Annotated in this window: 21 protein-coding genes; 6 read left to right on the forward strand and 15 right to left on the reverse strand. The window is 59.4% G+C overall.

Annotation, left to right across the window (positions count from 1 at the left end; genetic code table 11):
• Positions 1-328: 328 nt before the first annotated feature.
• The 4 genes from ACI2I1_RS01485 to ACI2I1_RS01500 form a co-directional block, all read right to left on the reverse strand.
• Complete coding sequence (locus tag ACI2I1_RS01485; protein ID WP_404677625.1) at positions 329-1,579, reverse strand: tetratricopeptide repeat protein; 1,251 nt, start codon at positions 1,577-1,579, stop codon at positions 329-331.
• The gene (locus ACI2I1_RS01490) at positions 1,576-3,798 is read right to left on the reverse strand and encodes a GumC family protein (protein WP_404677626.1); all 2,223 of its coding nucleotides are present in this window, start codon (positions 3,796-3,798) and stop codon (positions 1,576-1,578) included. The genes ACI2I1_RS01485 and ACI2I1_RS01490 overlap by 4 nt, the downstream gene beginning before the upstream one ends.
• A gap of 14 nt (positions 3,799-3,812) precedes the next feature.
• A complete protein-coding gene (locus ACI2I1_RS01495; protein WP_404677627.1) occupies positions 3,813-4,568 on the reverse strand; it encodes a polysaccharide biosynthesis/export family protein in 756 nt (251 codons plus the stop codon).
• Positions 4,569-4,687: 119 nt separating this feature from the next.
• Positions 4,688-6,067 carry an O-antigen ligase family protein gene (locus tag ACI2I1_RS01500; RefSeq protein ID WP_404677628.1) on the reverse strand — a complete coding sequence of 460 codons (1,380 nt, stop codon included), beginning with the start codon at positions 6,065-6,067 and terminating at the stop codon, positions 4,688-4,690.
• A 51-nt stretch (positions 6,068-6,118) separates the two neighbouring features.
• Here ACI2I1_RS01500 and ACI2I1_RS01505 point away from each other — a divergent pair, with 51 nt between their 5' ends.
• The 4 genes from ACI2I1_RS01505 (at position 6,119) to ACI2I1_RS01520 (ending at position 12,077) form a co-directional block, all read left to right on the forward strand.
• The gene (locus ACI2I1_RS01505) at positions 6,119-6,592 is read left to right on the forward strand and encodes a hypothetical protein (protein ID WP_404677629.1); all 474 of its coding nucleotides are present in this window, start codon (positions 6,119-6,121) and stop codon (positions 6,590-6,592) included.
• A gap of 909 nt (positions 6,593-7,501) precedes the next feature.
• Positions 7,502-8,254 carry an inositol monophosphatase family protein gene (locus ACI2I1_RS01510; protein WP_404678309.1) on the forward strand — a complete coding sequence of 251 codons (753 nt, stop codon included), beginning with the start codon at positions 7,502-7,504 and terminating at the stop codon, positions 8,252-8,254.
• 149 nt (positions 8,255-8,403) lie between these two features.
• The gene (locus ACI2I1_RS01515) at positions 8,404-10,545 is read left to right on the forward strand and encodes an RNA degradosome polyphosphate kinase (protein WP_404678310.1); all 2,142 of its coding nucleotides are present in this window, start codon (positions 8,404-8,406) and stop codon (positions 10,543-10,545) included.
• Entirely contained in the window at positions 10,542-12,077 is a 1,536-nt protein-coding gene (locus tag ACI2I1_RS01520; protein WP_404677630.1) for a Ppx/GppA family phosphatase, read from the forward strand. The genes ACI2I1_RS01515 and ACI2I1_RS01520 overlap by 4 nt, the downstream gene beginning before the upstream one ends.
• 3 nt (positions 12,078-12,080) lie before the next feature.
• On the opposite strand, the gene apaG is transcribed toward ACI2I1_RS01520, so the two are convergent.
• On the reverse strand, positions 12,081-12,479 hold the full coding sequence (gene apaG / locus ACI2I1_RS01525; protein WP_221543205.1) for a Co2+/Mg2+ efflux protein ApaG: 399 nt from the start codon (positions 12,477-12,479) through the stop codon (positions 12,081-12,083).
• A gap of 585 nt (positions 12,480-13,064) precedes the next feature.
• Between apaG and ACI2I1_RS01530 the strand changes: the two genes are divergently transcribed.
• Positions 13,065-13,478, forward strand: a complete 414-nt coding sequence (locus tag ACI2I1_RS01530; protein WP_224811859.1) for a DUF6628 family protein — start codon at positions 13,065-13,067, stop codon at positions 13,476-13,478.
• Here the strand turns inward: ACI2I1_RS01530 and ACI2I1_RS01535 are convergent.
• Positions 13,475-14,680 carry a trans-sulfuration enzyme family protein gene (locus tag ACI2I1_RS01535; protein ID WP_404677631.1) on the reverse strand — a complete coding sequence of 402 codons (1,206 nt, stop codon included), beginning with the start codon at positions 14,678-14,680 and terminating at the stop codon, positions 13,475-13,477. The two genes, ACI2I1_RS01530 and ACI2I1_RS01535, sit on opposite strands and share 4 nt — an antisense overlap.
• 83 nt (positions 14,681-14,763) lie before the next feature.
• Here ACI2I1_RS01535 and ACI2I1_RS01540 point away from each other — a divergent pair, with 83 nt between their 5' ends.
• The gene (locus ACI2I1_RS01540) at positions 14,764-16,035 is read left to right on the forward strand and encodes a phospholipid carrier-dependent glycosyltransferase (RefSeq protein WP_404677632.1); all 1,272 of its coding nucleotides are present in this window, start codon (positions 14,764-14,766) and stop codon (positions 16,033-16,035) included.
• 4 nt (positions 16,036-16,039) lie between these two features.
• Here the strand turns inward: ACI2I1_RS01540 and ACI2I1_RS01545 are convergent, their stop codons facing one another.
• From ACI2I1_RS01545 to ACI2I1_RS01585, 9 genes are all read right to left on the reverse strand, one after another.
• Positions 16,040-17,131: a glycosyltransferase gene (locus tag ACI2I1_RS01545; RefSeq protein ID WP_404677633.1), complete on the reverse strand. Its 1,092-nt coding sequence runs from the start codon at positions 17,129-17,131 to the stop codon at positions 16,040-16,042.
• A gap of 34 nt (positions 17,132-17,165) precedes the next feature.
• Entirely contained in the window at positions 17,166-18,233 is a 1,068-nt protein-coding gene (gene leuB / locus ACI2I1_RS01550) for a 3-isopropylmalate dehydrogenase (RefSeq protein WP_404677634.1), read from the reverse strand.
• Position 18,234: 1 nt separating this feature from the next.
• On the reverse strand, positions 18,235-18,831 hold the full coding sequence (locus tag ACI2I1_RS01555; protein ID WP_404677635.1) for a DNA repair protein RecO: 597 nt from the start codon (positions 18,829-18,831) through the stop codon (positions 18,235-18,237).
• 45 nt (positions 18,832-18,876) lie between these two features.
• The gene (locus ACI2I1_RS01560) at positions 18,877-19,122 is read right to left on the reverse strand and encodes an accessory factor UbiK family protein (protein WP_221543048.1); all 246 of its coding nucleotides are present in this window, start codon (positions 19,120-19,122) and stop codon (positions 18,877-18,879) included.
• Between the two features lie 31 nt (positions 19,123-19,153).
• Positions 19,154-19,711: a TspO/MBR family protein gene (locus ACI2I1_RS01565; RefSeq protein WP_404677636.1), complete on the reverse strand. Its 558-nt coding sequence runs from the start codon at positions 19,709-19,711 to the stop codon at positions 19,154-19,156.
• 69 nt (positions 19,712-19,780) lie between these two features.
• On the reverse strand, positions 19,781-20,800 hold the full coding sequence (locus ACI2I1_RS01570) for an NAD-dependent epimerase/dehydratase family protein (protein WP_404677637.1): 1,020 nt from the start codon (positions 20,798-20,800) through the stop codon (positions 19,781-19,783).
• A gap of 48 nt (positions 20,801-20,848) precedes the next feature.
• Positions 20,849-21,691 (reverse strand): hypothetical protein, encoded by an 843-nt coding sequence (locus tag ACI2I1_RS01575; RefSeq protein WP_404677638.1) that lies wholly within the window; start codon positions 21,689-21,691, stop codon positions 20,849-20,851.
• The gene (gorA, locus tag ACI2I1_RS01580; RefSeq protein ID WP_404677639.1) at positions 21,688-23,055 is read right to left on the reverse strand and encodes a glutathione-disulfide reductase; all 1,368 of its coding nucleotides are present in this window, start codon (positions 23,053-23,055) and stop codon (positions 21,688-21,690) included. The genes ACI2I1_RS01575 and gorA overlap by 4 nt, the downstream gene beginning before the upstream one ends.
• A gap of 67 nt (positions 23,056-23,122) precedes the next feature.
• Positions 23,123-24,505 (reverse strand): DEAD/DEAH box helicase, encoded by a 1,383-nt coding sequence (locus tag ACI2I1_RS01585; protein WP_224811868.1) that lies wholly within the window; start codon positions 24,503-24,505, stop codon positions 23,123-23,125.
• Between the last annotated feature and the right edge of the window lie 297 nt (positions 24,506-24,802).

The raw sequence follows: 24,802 nt of genomic DNA on the forward strand, positions 1-24,802 counted from the left end.
AGCAGTTTTTCAAGACCCAGAAGCCTAGCGATGATAATTGTGGGGACTAAGCCAGAGCGTCCGTAATTTCATCAACGCGCAGCCCAGAGACGTACTAATCCAATCCGTGTTAAACCCGGCAGAGCATCAGGTCCATTGTGCGTAGCGCGGAGCCGCAATTGACGCTGCTAAAGCCAGCACGATAAGAGCAATCTTTTTTGGCAAGCTTAGAAACGCAAAAAAACTTCGTATCGTCGAACATCAATACCAACAAAGTTGCACGGAAGACAAACACAGGACAAAGTTGGCGTTCGAACATATGACAACTTGACGTCACCAAAGGGTCATTTTACTCAATCCTTGCTAAATTATGGGAAGGAACAATTTCGGCGCTCATGATTTGGCCAGATATCCCAGAGATGTCGTCTGTCGAACGAATAACAAATAGCAGGATCTGAGATGGACAGTCAGCCGAAACTGTAAACTCACTGCGAATCTCGGTTAAATTTTCCCCATTACGTGCTACGGGCATTCTCCAGACTTCCGCCCCGCCTTCACACTTAAGTGTCCAATAAGGACTTTTACTTCTCGCCGATCTCGCAATCGTCATCACTGCCCGAAATGTGTACTGGCCTGGCAAGAGAGCCTGCTGCTGCGCCAAAACAGCCCCCCCCACACTGGGTGAAGCGGAAAATTCGAGTATGCGTCGGTCACCGGCCTTCAGCACGCCAGCTGAAATACCCGACAAACTTTCGATATTCCAATCAAAAATAGAGGGGCGCTCGAGCTCGGCGCTAAACCGAGCATCGCGCGACTGACGGCGACTTGCCGATCGGAAAGACGAATAATACTGCCACGCATCCTCTAGCCTTTGGGATTTTGCAATCGCATCCACCAAGGCCGTGCGGTGGTTATCCTCCACCGGAAGTTGTCGCGCTTTCTCATCCGTTAACAACTCTACGGAAGCTAAAGGATTGATTTCGCCTTGACTAATGTAATCCAAAAATTGCTCAAGCCAGACAGGATTGGTGTTAAGTATTCTGAGGAGGTCTGACCGAACTAGTGGTTCTTCAATGGCAGATGAAAGCGTTGGCAACAGAAGATCGGGTGCCCGCTTGGATGTCCGAAGGGCAAAATCGTAATGCTTGAGTGCACCTGCAATATCGCCTCGAGAAACCGCCTCTTCAATTGCCCAGAGGTGGGCGCGCAACTCCCGTCGTGAAAGAGCAAGGGATTGAGTAAACAATCGCTGAGCGCGCTCCGTCTCTCCGCGAAGCTGAGCTTGTGATCCGAGGACATTGAGAGCTTCGACGGCCGTTGGATCGCTCTGCAAAGCACGAGTCGCGAGCATAGCAGGCTCTGATTGCTCTCCTGACTCTGGCTGAGCGGTCATCTTAATCTTCGCCGCGCTCGCAACTACGACCCCATCCCACGGCGCGAGCGCTTTTGCCGCCTCAGGATCACTTTTAACCACTACATTTGCCAGCGTATCCGAAATACTCACTGCGCCAATTGCACACAAAGGTACGATCGCCGCAAGTCTCAGTCCCAGACCATTGAATGTTCGGCGCATCCTAACCTTTTTGCGGGATTTGGTCATGCAGGCGTCACGTCGGCGCCATCGCGGCCATAGCTGTACCCATAATCGTAATCGTAACCGTGAGCTTTGCGTGGCTCGAATTTGGTCAGCACTCCACCCAAGATACGAGCCCTGACTATTTCCAAGCGGTTAAGGGCGGTCGCTATGGTGCTGAATTTCGTTCCATGCGATTCAACTGCATAGATTATGCCATGAACCTGATTAGCGATCAGGGGCGCATCGGCTAAGCCAAGTACCGGAGGGGAATCTATAACAACATGATCAAACTGCTCGAGTAAACGCTCGACCAATAGGGCAAGTCGATTGCCCATAAGCAATTGCGCAGCATTAGGGGGTATGGGGCCTGACGACATAGCGACAAACCCTAAATTCGGCATGTCGAACGTCATCGAAGAGATGTCATCGTCACCGGTGAGAAAATTGCTCAGACCTCGGTCGTGACTTACCCCACCAAGTTGATGGACGGATGGAGAGCGCAAATCTCCATCCACCAAAATAACCTTGCGACCTGATCTCGCCAAAGTAGTGGCCAACGCCAAAGAGGTGGTGGATTTACCCTCGGTAGGCCTTGTGGAAGTAACCGCAAAGGATCGAGGCACGCCATGATCTGTCGTGAATGCCAAATTAGTCTGAACCGCTAAATAGGCGTCGAACAATTCTGATTTCGGATTGCCCAACGCCTCAGTCGGCGTTTCATCTGCAGCGTTTGGCACAGCCCCCAATAGGGGTAACCCCAGTCGCTTCTCCAACTCTTCTGGATCGTCTATTGCCTCGTCTAATTGCTCAAACACTAGTGCTAGAGCGCCACCTAACGCCAGACCTGCAATTATTGAAATGAGAATGTTGAAAACAAGGTTAGGGCTAGACGGCCCTTCGGGTACGTTCGCCAAGTCAACGATGGAAATATTATTTACTCCCACACCACCTGCAACGCCGATTTCTTTAAAACGTTGAAGAAGACCGTCATACAGCGCTCGATTTGTATCAACCTCTTGCTGAAAGATATTGTACTGTATACTCCTGCGACGTAGGTCGAGAAAGTCAGATTTAAGACCTTCAACCTGGTTTTTTAACGCTTGTTCTCTGTGAAGGGCCGCTCGATAATTTGATTGAAGTGACCCTGAAACTCTGCCCTCTTCTCTCGAAATGGCTGCATCCAGTTCGGCAATTTGCGACTGAATGGCACGAGCGGCGGGATACTCGGGTTGGAATTGAACCATCAGTTGCTCGTATTGCGCTGAAAGTTCAGCTCTTCGTTGGCGTAAATTGTTTATGGCCTGATTTTGGAGGGCTTCGATTAATGCACCACGCCGCCCCGCTTGTTCGAAACGGGCCTCGGCCGCAATCCGATCAGCGGTAGCTCGGGAAAGTTCAGCATTTAAATTGGCAAGGTCATCAACGAGTATTGAACGCTCTTGCGTAGTGGTGCCGTCACCTCCGGATTGAGCGGGAAGATTGATTATCTCTTCGTTCGAGGCATAGGCAACCAGCTGCCTTTGCGATTCATCCAACCGATCTTTATACTCCGCAAGCTGCTCTTGGAGTTGTTCACGACCATAAGACGTCGACTGACTTTTTCGCTCGAGATTAATCTCGATGAAACTCTCCGCCCAAGAGTTCGCTACCTTTGCAGAGAAACCTGCATCCGGACTTGTAAAGCCGACATTCACCAGCCGGGAAAGACTGGCTGGCTCAATAGAAACGTGGTCGAGCAGAATTTTAGCCGCTTCACGAAGGCGCTTTTGCCGACCGGATGCTACGTAACGACCATTGCGCAGCTCAAATTCAGGCCCGCTTGTTGGTCCACCAAACATCTCGAAGAAAGCAGGGTCATCTACGAGCCTCAGTTGCGTAGCAACACGCTCTGCCAATGACCGTGCCCGAAGCAGGCCGTACTGTGTTTCGTAAAATTCTTGATCTGTGCCCGCGACTTCGCGCTCAACTCCTTCGAACTCCGTCACTTGATCACCTTCGCGAGAAATTTCGATCGTCGCGAAGGCAGAGTATTGTGGTGTCATCAAAAGAGTAACGATCACACCCAGCAGCAAGCAGGCCGCTACGGACCCTACAACAAGCCATTTCCAGCGCAAAACCATCCGCATGATTTGACGGAGGGGCGAGGGTCCTCGTGAATTATAGGCGTCGCCACCATTTTCGGCATACGCCGATTCCTCGGATGTCAACACCGGCTCGTCGATCCGAGACGAAAGAATATTCATTATATCAACCTGACTTATCGGCGAAGGATCGCGACTAATGGCGAAATCGCCAAGGGCGCAATCGAGACAACGTCACGGAATAGGCGTCGTTGAGGCGAGTCACCTACCACGACTAGATCGTTAGCGTACAAAGCGGGATCTCGATAAACACCACGACGGATGGCCGCTACGTTATAAAGTGCAGCCATACGCTGCCCCTCGACGGTCCGCAAAACAACAACGTCGTCGACACGAGCAAATTCCGTCATGCCTTTTGCAGATGCAATTGCGCGAAGAAGAGTCGTCTGATTAGTGACAGGATAGAGACCCGGCGCAGTGACCTCACCATCGACCGTGACGACCTGACTCACTGAACTGAGAATGTTAACCGTTACCTCAGGGTCACGTATGTATTTAGCCCCAAGGGCAACTTCGATGTCGCGAGCAAGTTCACCGGCCGACTTCCCCCCCGCTTCGATCGTGCCAATTAGAGGCATTGAAATTCGGCCCCCTGCATCAACCTGCATTTCTCGACTTAAATTCTCCACATTGAAAACTTCGACGACGATTGAATCCAAAGGACCGATAAGCGCTGGCCGTTCCGGCGCTACTAAGTCAGCCCGCGCTGGAGCGGGCAATTCACTTGCACCATCAACAACGGTCAGTTGGGCTGTAGACCGCAAAGGTTCGCGCCCCGCGCAGCCGGATAGAGCCATAATCGTTAAACCAGCGAAGAGAACCTTTTTCAAACCATCCCGCATACGGATGAACTTTCTCCAGATGAAATACATGGGCGACATAGTTGGGAATCAAACGAACATCGGTAAATTTGCATCATTCGGCGCCCGAGATCACTGTGGCATTGCCATTCGATACTGAACGTGTCCAGAGCAACGTAAGAGATCTTGGGTCAGCGCGGCGATCCTGATCGTTTGCGGTCCCCTTCTCCTCCTGTCGCGAGCCACACTGCCGCCACAACTAGTACCGACATGATTATCGGCGTCCTAGCTGGATAGTCGACGAAACTGGCCAATCCGATCAGCAAGATGATATTGGCTCCAGCACGCGCCCTCAGCGCTTGCTCATCTACTGACATCAACCATACGCGAATACTTCGTCTGGCCCACCATATCCAGGCTGTGCACAGTAAAATCAGCGCGACCAGACCTCCATCCAACACAATTGCAAGCCAGTCGTTATGTGCCTGATTCCAGTAACTCGGACCAAGGAGATAGTCAGGCTCGTAAATGCGGAATAAAGGATCAAATGTTCCAAAGCCCGCGCCGATCGGGAAGACGAGCCAAGTCAGCTGCCAAACTGTCGGCAATGCCGCCGTGCGTCCATCCTCAGCGGCATTCAGGGAAAACGCTCGATCTACAGACACCGCCCGGTCGAGGGAAATCGATAAAACGATGGCCAGCACCAGCAAAACAATAAATACCGCAACCACAGGTAGCCAGACCCGTTGGGGCAAAACCTTGATAGCTTTTCTGAAATGCGACCCCACCGACAATAGACCTAGCACGATCGCCGCAAGCCCTATCAACATTCCGGCACGAGAACCTGTCGCAAGAATAACGAGCGCAAATACAGTGATCAGGCCGATAGCACAAAACATCTTCCACAATGAGGCATCCCGATCGCCAAATGCCCATACGGGGGCTAAAATGCACCCAACTGCGATAAACAAAGCGAAGTGATTTCGATTTGCGAAAGTTCCGCTGACAGAATTGGCCACATTGTTGACGAACGGATTTTGGAATGAAGATCCCGCAAATTGCAAAACACCGATCAGGCCGGACGCGACGATGAGCCCGAGCATGAGAACTACGAGGCGTTTGTGATCTCGAGCAGTAAACTGTGCGAGCAAAAGAAGAACAACTGCAGGGACAACCAATGAGGACAGAGCGTTGACAGTTGCTCCCGGCGAGATCGAAATTGGCCGCCAAGGTTGTGGCTGCGCGATGACAATCGCGGTCTGGGCGAGCACCTCGCGTCCAGGCAAATTTGCCCATAGCGAAGAAGGTAATGGAACAAGTTGCAGGACTACCAATCCAATTGAAGCAGCAAGCAGAACAGTTACTGGGGCGGTCGCTCGCCAGTCGGGCCTCGGAAGGACGAGCACTGTGACGATTAGAATCAACCAAGCTGCGATACGAACGACGACCTGCCCAAGCACATCCGCACGCGAAGCTCCTCCCGCAATCCAAACGATCAGCATAAATGCTGCCAAAAGGATAAAGGCTGCTCTCGGGAACCGGTGTGTGGTTTTATAAGAATGTGGAGACATCACTGGGCGCCTTAGCCAACGCCAAGCTTGGAGCAAATCGTTTTCCTTATTATGACGACGAACATGATAAATCCACGCCTCCCAAATCACATCTTGGCGCTTTTTGCGCTCTCCGTTTTGCCTGCATGCGATTCGAGCACGCTATCAAACGACACAAATGCTGCCCCTGAAACCCGAGTCTTTAGCGATGCTAAAAAAGCTGCCGCCAAGACGCTCTCAATTGGAGTTAGCCAAACCATCGATACGATGAGAGACCCTACGACCAAGGCATCAATATGCAGTCGAAGCATCGGCACTCTGACGCAGATTCTTAGCGAGTCCAATGCGCTAACAGATATTCAACGCAACGCGATCGAACAGGCGCGCGCTTTCTACCAGCGACAAATACCGAAGGGTTCGGATATCCAAAGGTCGGAGGGCGCTGCCGGAGATGGAGAGGATGACTTAAGGGAAGCCGAAATCGACCCCGGGCAGGACGCGCGCATAGCCCTGGCTTGCCTACGCGATCTGGAGGAACAGCAATAATTGGAACTTCCTACTATATTGTCAGCAGGCTTTGATCCCTGAAGAAGGTAGGTTGTAAAATCGCATTTTTTCAATAAGTTGTAATTATAGCAAGAAGCGCCGCATAACAATTCTCCACTAGTACGCAGGCGACGAATTTCCATTGTCGTCAGCTAAGTAATTTGATAAAGTTATTAACGCGCTTCTCCCAATATCCGGGCAGATATCACTGGAAAAAAAGAGAGTGGCCGAGCGATATAGATTGGCTGGGAAAATTAATTTCGCTAAATAAACTTATTTTCTAGATAACTTTAAGCAGAAATATTAGGTATACAAACCCGAAGAATCGTTTGTTAAACCTTTATTATCTATTACCGATAGATCAACGGTGTCAAAACAACGGCCTCATTTCGGCTAGCGCTAACAGCTTCCGGCTTTAAAAATTTTTCGGACGCAGCTGGTTCTGATTCAGTAATCTCGGCCAGTTGTCTACCCCCTCCCACTTGCGCGTCGCCGCCCCCATTGTTCGAGCCTCCGAGCATTGTCTTGCGCTCATCGACAGCGAAGTTGGATGGGCCGAAGCGCATCGGCTTTTCCGGTCAAGATCGGTGACGACTAAAATCGGAAGGAGAAGTTGTTTCGAACGGGCTATAGATTTATGTGAGTGTCGCGCAAGGATAAGCAGCCGCCGCTTTAACCTAATTTTATATCATCGAGCTTTTGGCATTCTGCGAAGGCTGCGCGACCGCAAGTCATGTCATCGCTGTCCGCTCGTTGCCGAATGATTCTCTGCCCCGCATGGCTTTCGATTTGACGGAAAAAGTTAAATGGCATTACTTTCAACAGCGATCTCGCTTATCTTTGAACTCGCTAAGAACGTTTATCTTGAGTAGGCGCGTGAACGCACTTGATCGGGAAATCCTCGCTCTGATGCAAAGGGTGACCGAGGCCGCGATCCTGCCGCGGTTCCGGAACCTGGCCGAAGGTGATGTCGAGGATAAGGGCGGCAACGATCCGGTTACGATCGCAGACAGGGACTCGGAAAAGCTGCTGCGCGAAGGGCTCGTTAGCATCGACGGGACCATCGGCTTTGTCGGTGAAGAGGCCGCACATGAGGACCCTTCGGTACTGGAGCAGCTTGAGGGCGCCTGCTGGATCGTCGATCCGATCGATGGCACGCGCAACTTCGCCGCCGGCAAACCGCCATTCGGGATTATCATCGCCCGCGCCGAAGGCGGGCTGACCCAATCCGGCTGGCTTTACGATTGTCTGACCGGTCGTTTCTGCTGCGCTCACCGCGGGGCCGGGGCATTCGTCGATGACGAAAAGATCGTCGCCCAGCCCACCGGTAAAATGCCTCCGGTGGCGGCCATCTCGCTGCTTTTCATGGACGAGGCGCAGCGGGAAGCGACCAGACGCCATATTTCTCCCAATTACGAACTGGTCGACATCCCGTTCTGCGCCGCCGAGCAATATCCCCGCCTCGGCCTCGGTCAGAATGATGTGCGGACCCTTTCATGGGACCATGCGGCAGGGGCCCTGTGGCTGGAAGAAGCAGGTGGCAAAGTGGCCCGGCGTGACGGCGCACCTTATCGTGTCGATGAATGGGATCGCAAAGGCCTGCTCGGCGCTTCATCGCCCCAGCTGTGGGAGGATCTGGCTGATCTCTACGCCGAATTGTGACCCTGAACTGACAGGTGCGTGCGTCCGGTGGTGATCCGAAACGCTTTCCAATAGCGAGCCGTCGTCCTACCCTGCCTTGCCCCGACCAGAGAGGTTCGCTCGTGACACTTGGAAATGCGCCCTCCTCAAGCTCTGACGACCATCCCCGGATGGAAGAGGACCGTGACAACCCCGGACCGCCAGAGGCACCCGAAGAACGTTACGTCAATCGCGAATTGAGCTGGCTAAGCTTTAATCGCCGGGTTCTCGCCGAAAGCGAAAATACCGATTACCCTCTGCTCGAACGGCTGCGCTTCCTGTCGATTTCGGGCAGCAATCTCGATGAATTCACCATGGTCCGCATCGCCGGGCTGGAAGGTCAGGTCCAGCGGGGCATCGAGACCACGGCGATCGACGGACGCAGCCCGCGCCAGCAGCTCGACGCCATTCGCGAACAGGTATTGCAGCTGGAAGATCGCCAGCAGGAAAGCCTCGAATCACTGCGCAGCCTTCTCGCGGAGGAGGGTATTATCGTAGCCTTGGTCGACGAGCTGCCGAAGGACAAGCAAACCTGGCTCGCAGAATATTTCGAAACCGACATTCTGCCGCTCATCACGCCACAAGCAATCGATCCCTCGCATCCCTTTCCCTTTGTCGCGACGGGAGGAATGGGCGCGCTGTTTCGCCTGAAGCGCGGCAAGCGCAAGGGCGAATTGATCGAGATGGTGCTGATCCCCAGCGGTGTTCCGCGCTTCGTTCGCGTGCCCGGCGAACAGGCAATCTACGTCGCGATCGAACAGCTTGTGGCCCGCTTCGCCGACCAGATCTTCCCGGGTTTCAAAATCCTTGGAGACGGGGTGTTCCGGGTGCTGCGCGACAGCGATATGGAAGTCGAGGACGAGGCCGAAGATCTTGTCCGCTTCTTCCGCACCGCCATCCAGCGCCGCCGCCGCGGCCGTGCCGTTCTGCTCGAGCTGGACGACGAATGCGACGAAGTGGCCGAAGCATTGCTGCGTGACCAGTTCGACGTCGATGCCGCGATGATCGTGAAGACGGGCGGCATGCTGGGGCTGCGAGATCTGGATGCGATTTGCGCCGAACCGCGACCGGACCTGAAATTCCCGCCCTTCTCTCCCCGCTATCCAGAACGCGTGCTGGCGCATGACGGAGATGTGTTCACGGCTATCCGCGAGAAGGACATGGTCATCCATCATCCCTACGAAAGCTTCGAGGTGGTGGTGGATTTCCTGCATCAGGCCGCAGTCGATCCGGCCGTGGTCTCGATCAAGCAAACCCTCTACCGCGCAGGCGACCAGTCGCCCGTGATCGCCGCACTGATCGAGGCAGCACAGAACGGCAAGGCAGTCACTGCGGTGGTCGAGTTGAAAGCCCGCTTCGACGAAGAGCGGAACATCCGCTGGGCGAACGAGCTTGAGCGTGCCGGGGTCCAGGTCATCTATGGTTTCACCGAGTGGAAGACCCACGCCAAGGTCAGCCTCGTCGTGCGTCGCGAGGAAGACGGCTACCGCACCTACTGCCATTTTGGCACGGGCAATTATCATCCGGTGAATGCCAAGATCTACACCGATCTCAGCTATTTTACGGCCGATCAGGCGCTTGGCCGTGATGCGGCCAAGATGTTCAACTTCATCACCGGCTATATCGAACCGGACGAGCTGGAGCGGATCGCAATTTCTCCGCTGGGGATGCGCGAAAAGCTTTATGAACTTATCGACGCGGAAATTGCCAATGCGAAAGCGGGCAAACCCTCCGGCATCTGGGTCAAGCTCAACTCGATCACTAATCGCGCGGTCATCGACAAATTGTATGAGGCCAGCGCAGCCGGTGTGCAAATCCGCATGGTAGTGCGCGGTATCTGTTCGCTACGGGCAGGAATCCCCGGCCTGAGCGAGAATATCAGCGTCAAATCCATTATCGGCCGGTTTCTGGAACATGGCCGCATGTGGGTCTTCGCCGATGGCAAGGAACTGCCCAGCCGGCAGGCCAAAGTCTATATTACCAGCGCCGATGCGATGGGCCGCAATCTGGACCGCCGGGTCGAAGTCATGGTGCCGGTGACGAACAAGACGGTGCACGACCAAATGCTAAAGCAGGTCATGCTGGCCAACATCCTTGATACCGAACGCAGCTGGTGCCTCGATTCCGATGGCCAATACAGGCGGACGGCCAGCGGCGAGAATGGCTTCAACTGCCACGAATATTTCATGTCCAATCCCTCCCTCTCCGGGCGGGGTTCGGCTCTTGAAAAGCATGATGTGCCGGACCTCAGCCTACCGGGAGAAGATGCGTGAACCGCTCCAAGACACGCAACCCGCAGTGGCAACGGCGGCTGATCCATCCTCCAAGGGCGGTCATCGACATCGGGTCGAACACGGTGCGCCTGGTCATTTACGCCGGAACGGGCAGAGCGCCAGAGACTGTCTGGAACGAGAAGGTCTCGGCGCGGCTGGGGCGCGATCTTTCGGACAGCGGCCGCATTCCCGGCGAAGCCGCCGAGGAAGCACTGGCAGCCCTAGCGCGTTATGAGTTGCTCGTGAGGGACCGCGGAATTGTCGACATCCAGACGGTCGCTACGGCGGCTGCCCGCGATGCCGAGAATGGCAGGGAGTTTCTCGACAAGGTCGCCGCACTCGGCCTCGAACCTCGCCTTCTTAGCGAGGAAGAGGAAGCATTCGCATCAGCCTATGGCGTAATCGGGGCCTTTCCCGGTGCCGAAGGAATAAGCGCAGACCTTGGCGGCGGCAGTCTCGAGCTGGTGTCGCTCGGTGACGGGAGGTGTCACGAAGCGGTGAGCCTGCCGTTCGGGACCCTCCGCCTCCCCGCCTTGCGCACGGCCGATCCCAGCCTCGACAGCACCATTCACGACCGTCTGGATCAAATTCCCTGGGTGAAGAGACAGTCCGGGCCGCTTTACATGATCGGCGGCACGTGGCGCGCGCTTGCTCATTACGCGATGGTCGAAGCAGACTATCCTCTCACCGATCCGCACGGCTTTATGCTTTCAGTCAGTGAAGCCCGACAGCACGCACGCACTCTCGTCGACGCTGATGCCGACGAACTGGTGAAGATATCGGGCATCAGTCAGATGCGCGCCGAATATCTTCCGGACGCTGCTGCCATGCTCCTCCCCCTGCTGGATGTCATTGAACCGGACCACCTCGTTTTCTCCAGCTGGGGGATACGCGAAGGGCTGCTCTATTCGCGCCTTTCGGACCTTCAATGTGCGCTCGACCCGCTTCTCGCCGGCGTCCACGCCTTTGCGGAACCGCGTGATGCACCGGTGGTTGATGCCGCCCGCGTCGTGGGCTGGACGGTCGATCTCGCCAATGGAAAGGGCAAGCGCAACGAACGCCTCAGGCTCGCAGCAGCCCAGCTCGCCGCCGCCCTTCAGAGGGTGGAACCCAATTTGAGGCTCACGCACGCGACCGAATGGTCGCTCGACAAGAGGTGGATCGATTGTTCGCCGCGCGATCGCGCAATGATGTGCGCTGCTTTGTTCGGCAGCCTTGGTCGAACCGAATTGCCCGGCAAGCTGGAATTGCTGGCCGATGGCGACGACTTGCGCGAAGGTCTGACCTGGGGCCTCGGATTTCGGCTCGCACGCAGGCTCGGCGCGGGGGCGCGCACCGCACTCAGTTTCAGCAAACTCCGGCTCAAGAAGAAGTCGCTTGTCCTCTATCTCGACGAAAGCCGGGCTGCACTGGCAACCTATCCTCTAACCCGCGATCTCGACATTCTCGCAGAATGGCTGGGCCGTACCGCCAAGATCAAGATCGGCGAATTCAACTTCACCGACACGATCGAGGAAGAGGAAGAAGAATAGTCCTCAGGGCGCAGTGGCAGGAGCTGCCAGCGGGAAGAAGGGAATGCGCACTTCGAAAGGCGCACCGTCTTCGCGGTGGAAGGTGTAAAAGCCTTCCATCGAACCGCGCGGCGTATCGAGCGGGCAGCCGGACACGTAATCGTGGCTTCCGCCGGGCTCCAGCATGGGCTGTTCGCCCACCACCCCTTCGCCATCGACATGCGTGACCATCCCGTCGCCGTCCGTGATGCGCCAGTGACGGGTAATCAGCTGCACCCGCTCATGCGAGGCGTTTTCGATGCGGATGTGATAAACCCAGAACCATTTCTCCGCCTCGGGCTGGCTCTGTTCGGGCAGGAAATTCACCGCGACGCGAACGGTGATACCGTCGGTCATGGCACTGTGTTGAAAGAGTTCCTTGATCACATCCTCAACCTAATGGGTCAGGTCGTCCGCGCAAGGGCAGTGCGTTTATTCGGCGCAATTAAACTTCGTTAACCAATCTATGTCAGACAATTCTAAGTGCCACATGCGACTTTGTGTCAACAAAAGGGCTCTTTAGATGATTTTCGCGTTTATCAACAGAATGATAGCCGATCAAGACGGTGAAGGCCGAATCGAGTTGATGCTCGCTGCACAAGTCGTAATTGCCGCCTTGGCGTTCTGAATTCAGGCCGCCGGCGCAGCGGGTAAAACCCCCAGCGCCTCCCTAAATTTCCACGCGATCAGCCCTATCTTCAGATAGGCTCAATCTGCGCGGTTTCGGTTTGCGCAGGCCCAAGCGCAACCCCCAGCAATCCTAGGCTCGCTTCGTAGAGAGGCTTGATCGCAGCAGCGCGTGTCTTGATCGCTGCGCATCAACGCATTCCCCCGTATTATCGCAGCAAGTGCCATGACATCGGTCGCCCGCCTCCTGTTTCATGCAGGATAAATCGCTGCAGGGGTAGACATCACACGCTTCTTTTGCAACTCATTCTCAATAGCACCACATCCGAGTGAGGAGATAGCATGGCACACAGCAATGATTCGGCTTCCCTGGAGATCCCCTTGCCCGCGCGCCGGCATGAGACTTTAGGTCTGGTGATCTTTCGCCGCATGGCTGCCCACGGTCTTCACGATGCCCGCGCGACCATGCTCGCGCTGGATGCCGGCGGCCAGAATTTCCGCCGTATGCTCATCTTGTCGCGTGCGCTGGTGGTCGATCTGGCGCGCGCCTCGCGCAGGCGCATCGTGCTCGCGCCGTGCTGCGCCACCGGAATGACGCGTGACGAAGGCTTGCTCATGGAATTGATCAAGGGCGGCGGACTGGATGTCTATGCGGCGCTGACCGACGACGCGAGCTGCGCCGCCGGGCTCACAACCGCCCATGCCTATGGCGAAGAACTGGATCAGGTCGCGCGCCGCAATGGCTGGCGCCACTAGAAGCCGGCGGCTTCTAACGCCTGTCCAAGATCTTCCTTCAGATCCTCAATGTCTTCCAGCCCGACATTGATGCGGATCAGACCCTGCGTGACGCCCATCGCTGCGCGTTCTTCATCCGTCATCCCGGCGTGGGTGGTGCTGGCCGGATGGCACATCAGGGTCCGGGCATCACCGATGTTGTTGGAGATATCGGCGAGCTCCAGCGCGTCGAGGATGGCGAATGCTTTCTCGCGGCTCTCGACGTCGAACGCAAAGACCGGACCGGTAGCCGTCATCTGCTCCATCGCCAGGCTGTGGCGCGGATGGCTCTCTAGCCCGGGATGCAACATGCGCGGAACGCGCGGCTCGATGAATTTGCCCAGCGCCACGGCATTTTCGCTCTGGCGATGCGCGCGCAGGCCAAGCGTCTCCAGCCCCTTGTGCACCACCCAGGCATTGAACGGCGAGATATTCGGTCCGGTATTGCGCTGGAACGGCAGCAGCACTTCGTCCACCCATTGCTGCGATCCGCAAATCGCGCCTGCCAGAACCCTGCCCTGCCCGTCCATCAGCTTGGTCGCCGAATAGGCCACCACATCGGCACCGAAGTCCATCGGTCGCTGAAGGGCGCTGGTCGCGAATGCATTGTCGACCACGGTGACGATGCCGCGCGATTTCGCCAAGGAGCAAACGTGCTTGAGATCGACCACATCGAGTGTCGGATTGGCCGGTGTTTCGAAGAAGAACACCTTGGTGTTGGGCCGGATTGCGGCCTCCCACGCATCATTGTCCGCGCTGTCGACGACCGTCGTCTCGATGCCGAAACGTGGGAGAAGATGGTCAAGCAACCAGCGGCAGGATCCGAATGCAGCCCGCGCCCCGACCACGTGATCGCCGGCAGATAGCTGGCACAACAAAGCGGTGGTCATGGCCGCCATTCCGCTTGCCTGCGCGCGGCATGCCTCAGCCCCTTCCATGAGCGCGATGCGTTCTTCGAGCATGGCCACGGTGGGGTTCTGCAGACGCGAATAGGTCATGCCCTGAGCTTCACCGGCAAACCGGTCCGCCACCGTCTGGGCATCGTCATAGGTGTAACCGGAGGTGAGGAACAGCGCTTCGCTGGTCTCTCCATGCTCGCTCCGCCAGGTGCCGCCGCGCACGGCCTGCGTTGCGGGGCGCCAGTTGCGGGTGATCGAGCGGTCGGTTCCGGTGGTCTTCTTCATGCTGCGCGCGATAGCACGGCGCGAGTGCGCGGCAAGCAAAGGCTGTTGTCAGCGCCGAAACGCTCGCTTAATCGACGGGGCGCATGAACCGCGCACCCGAGCAACCGATTGATCCGATCCGCTGGTGCATGGCGGTGCCTTTAGCCTTCTGGGCGCTGGTGCTCTGGAACATCGCCATTCCAAGCCAGCCCTTTTTCGACGAGGTCCATTATCTGCCCGCGGCAAGGGACCTGCTGGTCCTCGGCGAATTCTCCAATCGCGAACATCCGCTGGTGGGCAAGGAACTCATCGCCCTGGGCATCGGCCTGTTCGGCGACACTCCATGGGGCTGGCGTTTCATGTCTTCGCTGGCTGGCGCGCTCGCGCTGTTCGCCATCATGCGGGCCGTCTGGTTCGGGACGTGCAGCCGCTACGCCACGATTGCAGCTGGCCTGCTGGTGGCGAGCGGGTTTCACCTCTTCGTCCATTCGCGCATCGCCATGCTCGACGTGTTCATGGTCTCGGCACTGGCGGTTGCTTTCTGGCAGGTGGCTGCGGCCATGCGCGAGCCGGAGACCGGCAGGCGCAGGCTGATCGCTGCGGGCGTCGCGCTGGGCCTCGCGATGGGGGCGAAATGGAATGCCGCGGTGCTGGCCGCAGTACCCGGCCTCGGCTTTCTCGTGCTGCGATGGTTTGCCGGGCGTCGCCGCCTGCTCCTCAGCCGCCGCGGAATGCCGGTACCGGGAGTGACCTTGCTGGAAGCGTTCTTATGGCTGGGCCTCCTGCCGCTCGCCATCTACTGGCTCACATTCCTGCCTGGCTATTTCTTCGCGGTGAACCCGATCAGCGACGGCATCGTCCAGCACCACCGCCTGATGCTGGACCTGCAGACGCAGGTTCTGCGCACCCATCCCTATCAGTCGAACTGGCCCGACTGGGTGCTGAACTGGCGCGCCATCTGGTATCTTTATGAACCGGTGGACGGGGCGCAGCGCGGGGTCATCCTGATCGGCAATCCGCTCACCATGGTTCTGGGCCTTGGCGCTCTTGCTTGGTCGACATGGCAGGGGGTGACGCGTAAAGCCCCCGCGCACGGAGCCGTAGCCCTGCTTTATGCGATCAGCCTGGGCTTCTGGATTTTTGCCGCTAAGCCGGTGCAGTTCTATTATCACTACTTTCTGCCCAGCACCTTCCTGCTGGTCTCGCTGGCGCTAGCGCTCGACGATCTGCGGCAGGCAGGTTGGAAATGGACCGCCAATCTGGTTCTGGCAGCCAGCCTCGCGCTTTTTGCGTTTTATTATGTAGTGCTGGCCGCAGAGCCACTGGCCGGGCCTGACAGTTTCCACCGCTGGACCTGGCTGCAAAGCTGGATCTGACCGCTCAGAAACGGCCCCAGACGAAGCGGCTGGAAAGGGCATAATTCCAGACCGATCCGATGGCGATACCGGCAAGCGCCGCTAACAGCGCAGGCACCCCGCGCTCGAACAGTGCAGCCGCGATGGCGACATTGGCAAGTGCGCCGATCGAGCACGCCAGCACGAACCCCGCCCAGCCGCGCAGCATCGCTCTGGGTGTCTCCAGCCGCCGGTCGCGATAGGTGAGGAAATTGTTGAGCCAGAAGTTGAACGTCATCGCGCCCAGCGTGGCGATCGCCTGGCTCCACACGAACTGCGTGCCGGGAACCAGCATGCAGGCGTAAAGCAGCGCGAGATGGACGCCCACGCCGAGAGCGCCGACAGTCCCGAACAGCGCAAACCGCGTCGGGATGAACTTGCCGAACGCCTTGTCGTATAGGCCGGCGAGAAAATCGGCGGCAATCGCCCTGTCGAGTTTACTCTCGCCCGACCTTCGCGCCGCAAAGTTCAGGGGGAATTCGCGCACTTTCAGCGGGTCCGGCGACGTGGCAAGGAGGTCGAGCAATATCTTGAAACCGACTCCCGACAATCGCGGTACGAGCGCCAGTGCCTTTTCCGTCCGCAGCAGGAAATAGCCGCTCATCGGATCGGTCAGCTCGACGCCGGTCAGTTTGCGGGCCAGACGGTTTGCGATGCCCGACAGCCTTTCCCGTCCGGGGTTGTGCCAGTCGGCCGTGCTCGCCCCCAGCGTGAAGCGGCTCGCCACCGCGATGTCGGCTTCTCCGGCCCTGACGCTGTCGAGCATGAGGGGCAGCAGGAGGGGATCGTGCTGGTGATCGGCATCAATCACGGCAACGAACGGCGCGGCGGTGGCACAGAACCCTTCGATAGCCGCGCTGGCGAGACCGCGCCGCCCGATCCGCTGGATCACGCGAATGCGGCTGTCACCGCGGGCCAGGCGGCGCGCCTCGGCCGCCGTACCGTCGGCGGAATTGTCGTCCACCACGATCACTTCCCACCCATCCGGCCCCAGCGCCGCTGCGATCCGCTCGATCAGCGGCGCGAGGTTTTCCCGCTCGTTCAGCGTCGGCAGGATGATGGCGAGGTCAAGCGTCATGTGAATTGCCGCCTGACGCGCTTCGCAGGGATTTTCAAGCCAGCGCGGTCAAAGCCCGCAGTACCGCGTCACCGATTTCGCTGGTCGAGGCCGTGCCGCCCAAATCCGCGCCGCGCGTATCGCTGGCGACTACCTTGGCGACCGCGCGTTCGATCCGCCCGGCTTCCGTTTCGCGGCCAAGCGAATGACGCAGCAGCATCGCCAGGCTGAGGATGGTGGCCACGGGATTGGCCTTGCCCTGCCCGGCAATGTCCGGCGCGCTGCCGTGGATCGGTTCGTACAGGCCGAAAATGCCGCACTCGGTCGTCCGTTCTCCCAGGCTCGCGCTGGCGAGCAGGCCGATCGAACCGACGCAGGCACTCGCCTGGTCGGACAGGATATCGCCGAACAGATTGCCCGTCAGCACCACGTCGAACTGGCCCGGGCTGCGCACCATCTGCATGGCCGCGTTATCGACATACATGTGATCGAGCGCGACATCGGGATATTCCTTTGCCACTTCGACTACCGTTTCGCGCCAGATCCGGCTCGTTTCGAGCACATTGGCCTTGTCCACGCTGGTGAGGCGCTTGCGGCGCTTCTGTGCGGCCTGGAAGCCGATATGCGCAATGCGGCGGACTTCCGCCTCGTTATAGGACATCGCGTCCCAGCCTTCGCGGCCTCCGTCGCTCTCGCGTTCGCCCTTGTCGCCGAAGTAGACATCGCCGTTGAGTTCGCGCACCACCAGCAGATCGATCCCGCGGGCGATTTCCGGGCGAAGGGAAGACAGGTCTTCCAGCCCGGGGAAACCCGCCGCGGGGCGCAGATTGGCAAACAGGCCCAGTTCGCTGCGCAGGCCGAGAATGGCCTGTTCGGGCCGGTGTTCGCGCGGCAGATCATCGCATTCCGGATCGCCCACCGCACCGAACAACACGGCATCCGCGGCGAGGGCCATCTCGACCGTCTCCTGCGGCAGCGGGTGGCCGTGGCGCTTGTAGGCGATACCGCCCACGTCCCCTTCCCACAGCGTCAGTCCGGGCAGCGTCAGCGCATCGAGCACCCGCTTCGCCTCTGCGACGACTTCGGGTCCGATACCGTCACCGGGGAAGATTGCGATTTTCATGTCAGACCATCCGTTCGAGCCGCTGCATCAGAAGTTGTCTAGCGGCTAGAACGTCGGCGCGGGTGTCGGCAAGGAGATAGCGGGCAATCGGCCCCTCGTTAGCACGCAGAATTTCCAGAGCATCGCCAAGGCTGCCTATGTCGGGCTTGGTCCCGCCATAGCCCAGCTCGCGCAGAAGCAGGACTTCGTAGGATGCCAGAGCCGGTGCCCAGCCCCTGGCCGATGGGGCATTGCATACCGCGTCGAGCAGAGCCGAAAGCGCCTCATAGAGCCGCGGGTAGGGATTGCGTTCGGGCAGAGCGCTGGCCGTGATCGCGCAGATCCATGAGATGGCCGAAGCGGGGAGCGGCTCGCTCAGCCATGGTCCCCGGCTCTGCGTGAGTTCCAGCCGGGCAAAGGGCAGCTGGCTGTCGGACTTGGCGCGAATGTCAGCCTGAACGAGATTGCCGGGAATGACTACAGGCCGCAGCTGCCGCCCCCGACCGCCCGCGATATAGGCCGCCACGACGCCATGCGCCTGCGTCAGCATGCGCGCAATTACTGCCGTCTCGCCATGCGGGCGGGCCGCAATCAATATGGCAGGCGCGCGCAGCTGCATGGCCAGACCCTACCTAAAGCCCCTGCCTTGCGGCAGCGGCGCGGATCACTTGTGCTTGGCTTCCAGTGCCGAAACGCGCGCGGCCAGATCTTCGGCCTGTTCGCGCGCCTTGGCGGCCATCTGCTTGACCGCGTCGAATTCCTCGCGCGTGACGAAGTCCATGCCGCCAAAGGCTTCCTTGGCCTTTTCGCGCGCGGTCTCGCGCGCTTCGCGGGTCATTCCGGCAAGCGTGCCGGCCGCGGAATTGGCGAGTTTGACGAAATCGGCGATCATGGGGTTCTGGCTTTGCATGAACGCTATCTAAGCGTCGCGGCGCTCCAGTTCAATTGCCGATGCGCACGCGCTCGATCGCATCGCCCCCGCCTGCCCCGTCGGCTTCCGGGTTGAGGCGCAGGAACTGGTAATTGAGCAGCGCGGCGAAGCATACCCATGCCAGATACGGTAGCAGCAGCAAGGCAGCCGCCCGGCGCACCTTCCAGAACAGCGCGATGACCGCCAGCAGCGTAAGAACGATCAGGCCGATGACCACCAGCGCCGCAGTGATCTGCTGCGCGGCGAAGAAGGTCGGCGTCCAGGCGAGCGTAAGCGCGAAATGCACTGCGAAGACCCACAGGGCCGCCTTACGCCCGCGCGCGCCCCACGCCGCTGCCACCAGAGCGACAGACAGGCCGATCATCACGAAGAGAATGCTCCACACGATGGCGAACCACTTGGGTTCGGGGAAGATGGGCGGCTTTTCGAGCGCCTGGAACCATGCACTGTCGGCACCGGGGCCGATCTGCCCCGACACGAAGCCCAGCAGGACGCAGAGCGGGACGAGGAACAGGGACCAGCGCAGGAAGCTTGCGCGAAGCTGGGCATGCGATGCCAACATGTTCATGGGCTTATCCTCGATCGTCGGCAATCCGGCGCAATGCAATCCGATCCACCGCGGCGGATGCGGTCCCTTTCATAGTTTGACTATGCCTTTTTGCACAAGACTGCGCACTGTATCTTCCAGCGTCTGCTGAGCCGGAATGAAGGTCATGCCCAGCCTCTTCTCGGTGTGGCGGCCGGACACATCGCGCATATTGCCAAGCTCATCCCTGATCTGGCGCATTTCGGGCATGAACAGGGCGAGCAGCTTTACCAGCCAGTCCGGCATACGGCGGTGCGGCACCTTCCCGGCAAGGTCCGGGGCGCTCTGCCGCAGCGATTCCGCCATCTGGTCGAGCCACATGAACCGCTCCGACACCGGGAAGCGTTCGCCCCGTACCGCCTCCACCGGAGCTTCGATCGCGCGCACATGGGCATCGGCGACATCGCGCACATCGGTCACGCATACGCCCATGTTCGGGAGAAGCGGGATCGACCCGTCGACGAGCTTCTTCACCAGCTCCACACTGGTTGACAGATCGCCGTCGTGGACCGGCCCGAAAACCGCGACCGGATTGATGCTGCAGAACACCATGCCCGGCGCATTGATCGCCACCCAGTCGCGCGCGGCGCGCTCGGCCACGGTCTTGGACTGGATATAGGGCGCGGGATTGGTGGTGAGGTCGGTCCAGTCGGTGTAATCGAAATGGTCGCGGTGCGGATGGCCATAGGCGATGGCCGCAGCCGAACTGGTCTGCACGAACCGCTTCACGCCTGCCTTATGCGCAAACTCCAGCGCACGCAGCGTGCCGTCGCGCGCCGGGATAATGAGATCGTCGGCGTTCTTGGGAACATCGAGAGGGAATGGCGACGCGACATGCGCCACCGCATCGCAGCCCGCATTCGCCTCGGTCCAGCCTTCGTCGGACAGGAGATCGGCGGAAAAAACCTTCAGCCTGTCCCCGGCCTCGGGCCAGCGCGCCCGTAATCTCGGCTCGCTTGTCACGGCATCGCGGACGGTGGTGTTGACGCGATAGCCATGCGCCAGCAGCCGATCGATGACCGCGCCCCCGATATAGCCCGTACCGCCTGTGACGAGCACCCGACCTTTCATTCGCTTTCCCCTGCTACACAATGTCGGGCACCTGCCCCGGCGCCCATCCTATCTGCGATCCTGCCGCGCCCTTTCCAGTTCGGCCTCGAACCTGACCTCGGAGTGCGGATTGCCCACATCGGCGACCGGGTAATCTCCGCAGCTGGCCCGCAAGGATGCGGTCTCCTCTGCTGTGGGTTCTCCGTTCGGCCCGGCCCAGCTCATCGTCTCTCCCAGCCTCCCCATCGTCCAGCCGGTCCGGCGGTCGATGAGGATGAAATAGCCTTCTTCGTCCAAGTCGATGCCGGTCTCGGCGAGGAACCAGGCGAGCGAGGTCTTTCCATCCAGGCCATCCACGAACAAGCAGCCGTCCTTGAGATACACCTTCCCGTAAAGGGCAGCCATATTTTGCGCACCGGTGCGCTGCCTCCGCTGCGGCCAATAGCGTATGCGATTGGCGACTTCATCCGCAACGGCGGGGTAGGAAAGCCTTTCCACGAAATTGAAATCGATATGGCGCGGCACGGTCCAGCCGTTCTCGCGCACCATCGCGTTGAAGTCCTCGCGCGAAAGCAGGGTGTCGAGCAGACGCACGGCGCCATTTCCCGGCCCGTTCCCGCTATAGCCCAGCTCGCCCAGCGCATTGCGCGCGTCGAGCCGCCGGCGCCACACCTCGCCGATTTGGGCGGCGTCGGGCGGCGGCGGCGCGCTCGCCTCGATCGAAGTATTCTCCAACCGGGCGGGCAATGTCTCGCCGGCCAGCAGGGCCGCATAATCGGGTACAGGCGCGTCGAACTGGGTTGCGAAATCGGGCGAGGAGTCGGCCGCAGCGCTCTCGTCCGCCCCGCTATCGGCGCAGGCGGATACGGCCAGCCCCAAGGCGATCGCGGCGAGGCGCAGCGAAACCCTCACCGCATCAGCACGAGTTCTTCCGCCATCGTCGGGTGGATGGCCGTGGTCGCATCGAAATCGGCCTTGGTCAGCCCGACCTTCACCGCAATGGCAGCGGCCTGCATCATTTCCGGCGCCTCGGGCGCGATCATGTGGATGCCTACGATCTTGCCGGTCTCGCCGTCGCAGACCATCTTGAACAGGCTGCGTTCGTTGCGTCCCGCCAGCACATTCTTCATCGGCCGGAAATCGGACAGATAGACCTTCACGCTGCCCAGCTGGTTCTTCGCCTCGCCCTCGGTCATGCCGACCGCCGCGATCGGGGGGTGGCTGAATACGGCGCTGGGAATGCAGCCGTGGTCAACCGCGACCGGATCGCCCTTGCCGAACACGGTATCTGCAAAGGCCTGACCTTCGCGGATCGCCACGGGAGTCAATTGCACGCGATCGGTCACATCGCCCACGGCATAGATGTGGTCGACATTGGTCTTGCTGAAGCGGTCGACCTTGACCTCGCCATTGTCGCCCAGTTCCACGCCCACCTTGTCGAGCCCCAGGCCTTCGGTGTTGGGAATACGGCCCACGGCGAAGAGGACCAGATCGGCCTTCTCCTCGTCGCAATCCGACATTTTCACGAAATAGCCGCCATCGTCGCAGGGCTTGATATATTCGAATGTGGTGTTGAAGCGGAACTTGATGCCCTTCATCGTGCTGATCTGCAGCAGGCGGTCGCGCACCGCCTCGTCATAGCTGCGCAGCAGACGGTCGCCGCGATTGACGATATGCACATCGCAGCCGAATTCGTTGAAGATCCCGGCGAATTCATTGGCGATATAGCCGCCGCCCGCGATGATGATCTTCTTGGGCAATTCGTCGAGATGGAAGGCGTCGTTCGAACTGATCGCATGTTCGGCGCCCTGGCATTCGGGCATGCGCGGGCGCGCGCCGGTGGCGATCAGGATGTGCTCCGCAGTGACCTTTTGCCCGCTCGCCAGCGTGATCTCGTGCGGGCCGGTGATTTCGGCCCGTTCCTTGAAGATCGTGACGTCATGGCTTTCGAGCGTGTTGGTATAGGCGCCCTCCAGCCGGTCGACATCGGCCAGCACATTGTCGCGCAGCACCTGCCAGTCGAACTTCTTCTCGCCGATCTCCCAGCCGAACTTCTGGCAGTCTTCCAGATCCTCGGCGAAATGGGCGCCGTAGACGAGCATTTTCTTCGGCACGCAGCCGCGGATCACGCAGGTGCCGCCGACCCGGTGTTCCTCCGCAATGGCGACCTTCGCACCATGGGCCGCGGAAACCCGGCTCGCGCGGACGCCGCCAGATCCCCCGCCGATGGTGAAAAGGTCGTAATCGTATTCGGTCGGTTCGCTCTTGGCGGCCATGCGGCGCTCCTGTCAGGCTTGGGAATAGTGTCCCTTGCCAACCTGACCGCCGCTGGCAAGTTCCGAATTAGTTGGCGGCGCGCGACCGGTTGCGGCTGCGATTGCGATTGCCGCCGGGGCGACCGCCGCCGGGACGGCCCTGACCGCCCTGCCCGGCGCCCGAAGGCTTGCCCTTGCGCGCGGGATGCTTCTGCTTGGGCTTGTCCTTGCCCGCGGAACCGCCGCCGGTCGGGCGCACCTTGGGCCGCGCCAGCTTGGGCTTCTGTTCGCGTTTGGTCGGGCCGACGCCTTCCACCACCGCGCGGAAATTGTCGGGCAGCGGCAGGCGCTCGAACTCCGCATCGGTCTTCTTGCGGATATCCTTGAGATAATCGCGCTCGTCCTCGGCACAGAAGGCGATCGCCACCCCGTCACGGCCTGCACGCGCGGTCCGGCCGATACGGTGGACGTATTGTTCGGGCACATTGGGCAGCTCGTAATTCAGCACATGGCTGACGCCGGGAATGTCGATCCCGCGTGCGGCCACATCGGTGGCGACGAGGATGGGCGTCTTGGCGCGCTTGAATTCGTCCAGCGCCCGTTCGCGCTGGGGCTGGCTTTTGTTGCCATGGATGGCGTTGGCGGGAATGCCGCTCTGCCCCAGCTTCTTCACGATCCGGTCGCAGCCATGCTTGGTCCGGGCGAAGATCAGCACGCGCTCGAACTTGCCGGGCACGTCGTGGCGTTCGGACAGGATCATTTCGAGCAGCGTCTGCTTCTCGTCCTGCTGAACCATGAAGAGATACTGGTCGATGCGCTCTGCCGTGGTGCTTTCCGGGGTGACGCTGACCTTGGCCGGATTGCGGCAATATTTGCCCACCAGTTCCTGGATCTGCTTGGGCATGGTGGCGCTGAAGAACAGCGTCTGGCGATCGGCCGGCACCAGTTCGCTGATGCGGCGCAGCGCATGGATGAAGCCGAGGTCCAGCATCTGGTCCGCTTCGTCGAGCACGAGGATTTCCACCCCGTCCAGCTTGAAGGCCTTCTGGTCTATCAGGTCGAGCAGACGGCCCGGCGTGGCGACGAGGATGTCGGTGCCCCGGTGCAGCTTGTTACGGTCCTTGTTGACCGAGGTGCCGCCCACGATGCTGTGGACCTTCAGGCCTGCAAGTGCGCCGTAATCCTTGGCGCTGTCGGCAATCTGGCCCGCCAGTTCGCGCGTCGGTGCCAGCACCAGCATGCGGCAGGATTTGAACGGGGTCTGCTTGTCGGCGTCGCGCAGCCGGTCGATGCTGGGCAGCATGAAAGCGGCGGTCTTGCCGGTACCCGTCTGGGCGATGCCCATGAGATCGCGGCCTTCCAGCACGGGCGGGATCGCCTGTGCCTGGATCGGCGTGGGTTCTTTGTAGCCCTTGAGATCAAGGGCCTGGAGCACGGGCTGCGAAAGACCGAGATCGGTGAATTGTGTCATGAAAACTCGCAAAATATGCGGCGCGCAGACGCAAGGGTCGCGCGGCGCGGGTGTCAAACGACCCGCGTGAAAAGGGAAGTCCTTGGGAAAAGACCGAGGCGCGGCCGGGGCGATGGATGTATCCGCATCGCCGCTTCACGCTGGCTAGCGCGCTTCGATGGCGGTCATGTGGATGCTGCAGCGCAAAAAGTCAATCCGCAGCGGCAAAGGGCGCTGGTGGCCAACCGCGCGGCGACCGGGCAAATGCATCCGCGCGCCAGCGTGTTTGCAGCGCCCAAAGCCGCCTGCCCCCACCCC

Source organism: Qipengyuania sp. NPDC077563, from assembly GCF_044901345.1.
GTDB lineage: Bacteria > Pseudomonadota > Alphaproteobacteria > Sphingomonadales > Sphingomonadaceae > Qipengyuania > Qipengyuania aestuarii.

Bases quoted from the DNA above. Each gene is read 5' to 3' on its own strand.
- ACI2I1_RS01485 (WP_404677625.1), bottom strand. From the start codon at position 1,579: ATGACCAAATCCCGCAAAAAGGTTAGGATGCGCCGAACATTCAATGGT.
- ACI2I1_RS01490 (WP_404677626.1), bottom strand. From the start codon at position 3,798: ATGAATATTCTTTCGTCTCGGATCGACGAGCCGGTGTTGACATCCGAG.
- ACI2I1_RS01495 (WP_404677627.1), bottom strand. From the start codon at position 4,568: ATGTATTTCATCTGGAGAAAGTTCATCCGTATGCGGGATGGTTTGAAA.
- ACI2I1_RS01500 (WP_404677628.1), bottom strand. From the start codon at position 6,067: ATGTCTCCACATTCTTATAAAACCACACACCGGTTCCCGAGAGCAGCC.
- ACI2I1_RS01505 (WP_404677629.1), top strand. From the start codon at position 6,119: ATGACGACGAACATGATAAATCCACGCCTCCCAAATCACATCTTGGCG.
- ACI2I1_RS01510 (WP_404678309.1), top strand. From the start codon at position 7,502: ATGCAAAGGGTGACCGAGGCCGCGATCCTGCCGCGGTTCCGGAACCTG.
- ACI2I1_RS01515 (WP_404678310.1), top strand. From the start codon at position 8,404: ATGGAAGAGGACCGTGACAACCCCGGACCGCCAGAGGCACCCGAAGAA.
- ACI2I1_RS01530 (WP_224811859.1), top strand. From the start codon at position 13,065: ATGGCACACAGCAATGATTCGGCTTCCCTGGAGATCCCCTTGCCCGCG.
- ACI2I1_RS01535 (WP_404677631.1), bottom strand. From the start codon at position 14,680: ATGAAGAAGACCACCGGAACCGACCGCTCGATCACCCGCAACTGGCGC.
- ACI2I1_RS01540 (WP_404677632.1), top strand. From the start codon at position 14,764: ATGAACCGCGCACCCGAGCAACCGATTGATCCGATCCGCTGGTGCATG.
- ACI2I1_RS01545 (WP_404677633.1), bottom strand. From the start codon at position 17,131: ATGACGCTTGACCTCGCCATCATCCTGCCGACGCTGAACGAGCGGGAA.
- leuB (WP_404677634.1), bottom strand. From the start codon at position 18,233: ATGAAAATCGCAATCTTCCCCGGTGACGGTATCGGACCCGAAGTCGTC.
- ACI2I1_RS01555 (WP_404677635.1), bottom strand. From the start codon at position 18,831: ATGCAGCTGCGCGCGCCTGCCATATTGATTGCGGCCCGCCCGCATGGC.
- ACI2I1_RS01560 (WP_221543048.1), bottom strand. From the start codon at position 19,122: ATGCAAAGCCAGAACCCCATGATCGCCGATTTCGTCAAACTCGCCAAT.
- ACI2I1_RS01565 (WP_404677636.1), bottom strand. From the start codon at position 19,711: ATGAACATGTTGGCATCGCATGCCCAGCTTCGCGCAAGCTTCCTGCGC.
- ACI2I1_RS01570 (WP_404677637.1), bottom strand. From the start codon at position 20,800: ATGAAAGGTCGGGTGCTCGTCACAGGCGGTACGGGCTATATCGGGGGC.
- gorA (WP_404677639.1), bottom strand. From the start codon at position 23,055: ATGGCCGCCAAGAGCGAACCGACCGAATACGATTACGACCTTTTCACC.
- ACI2I1_RS01585 (WP_224811868.1), bottom strand. From the start codon at position 24,505: ATGACACAATTCACCGATCTCGGTCTTTCGCAGCCCGTGCTCCAGGCC.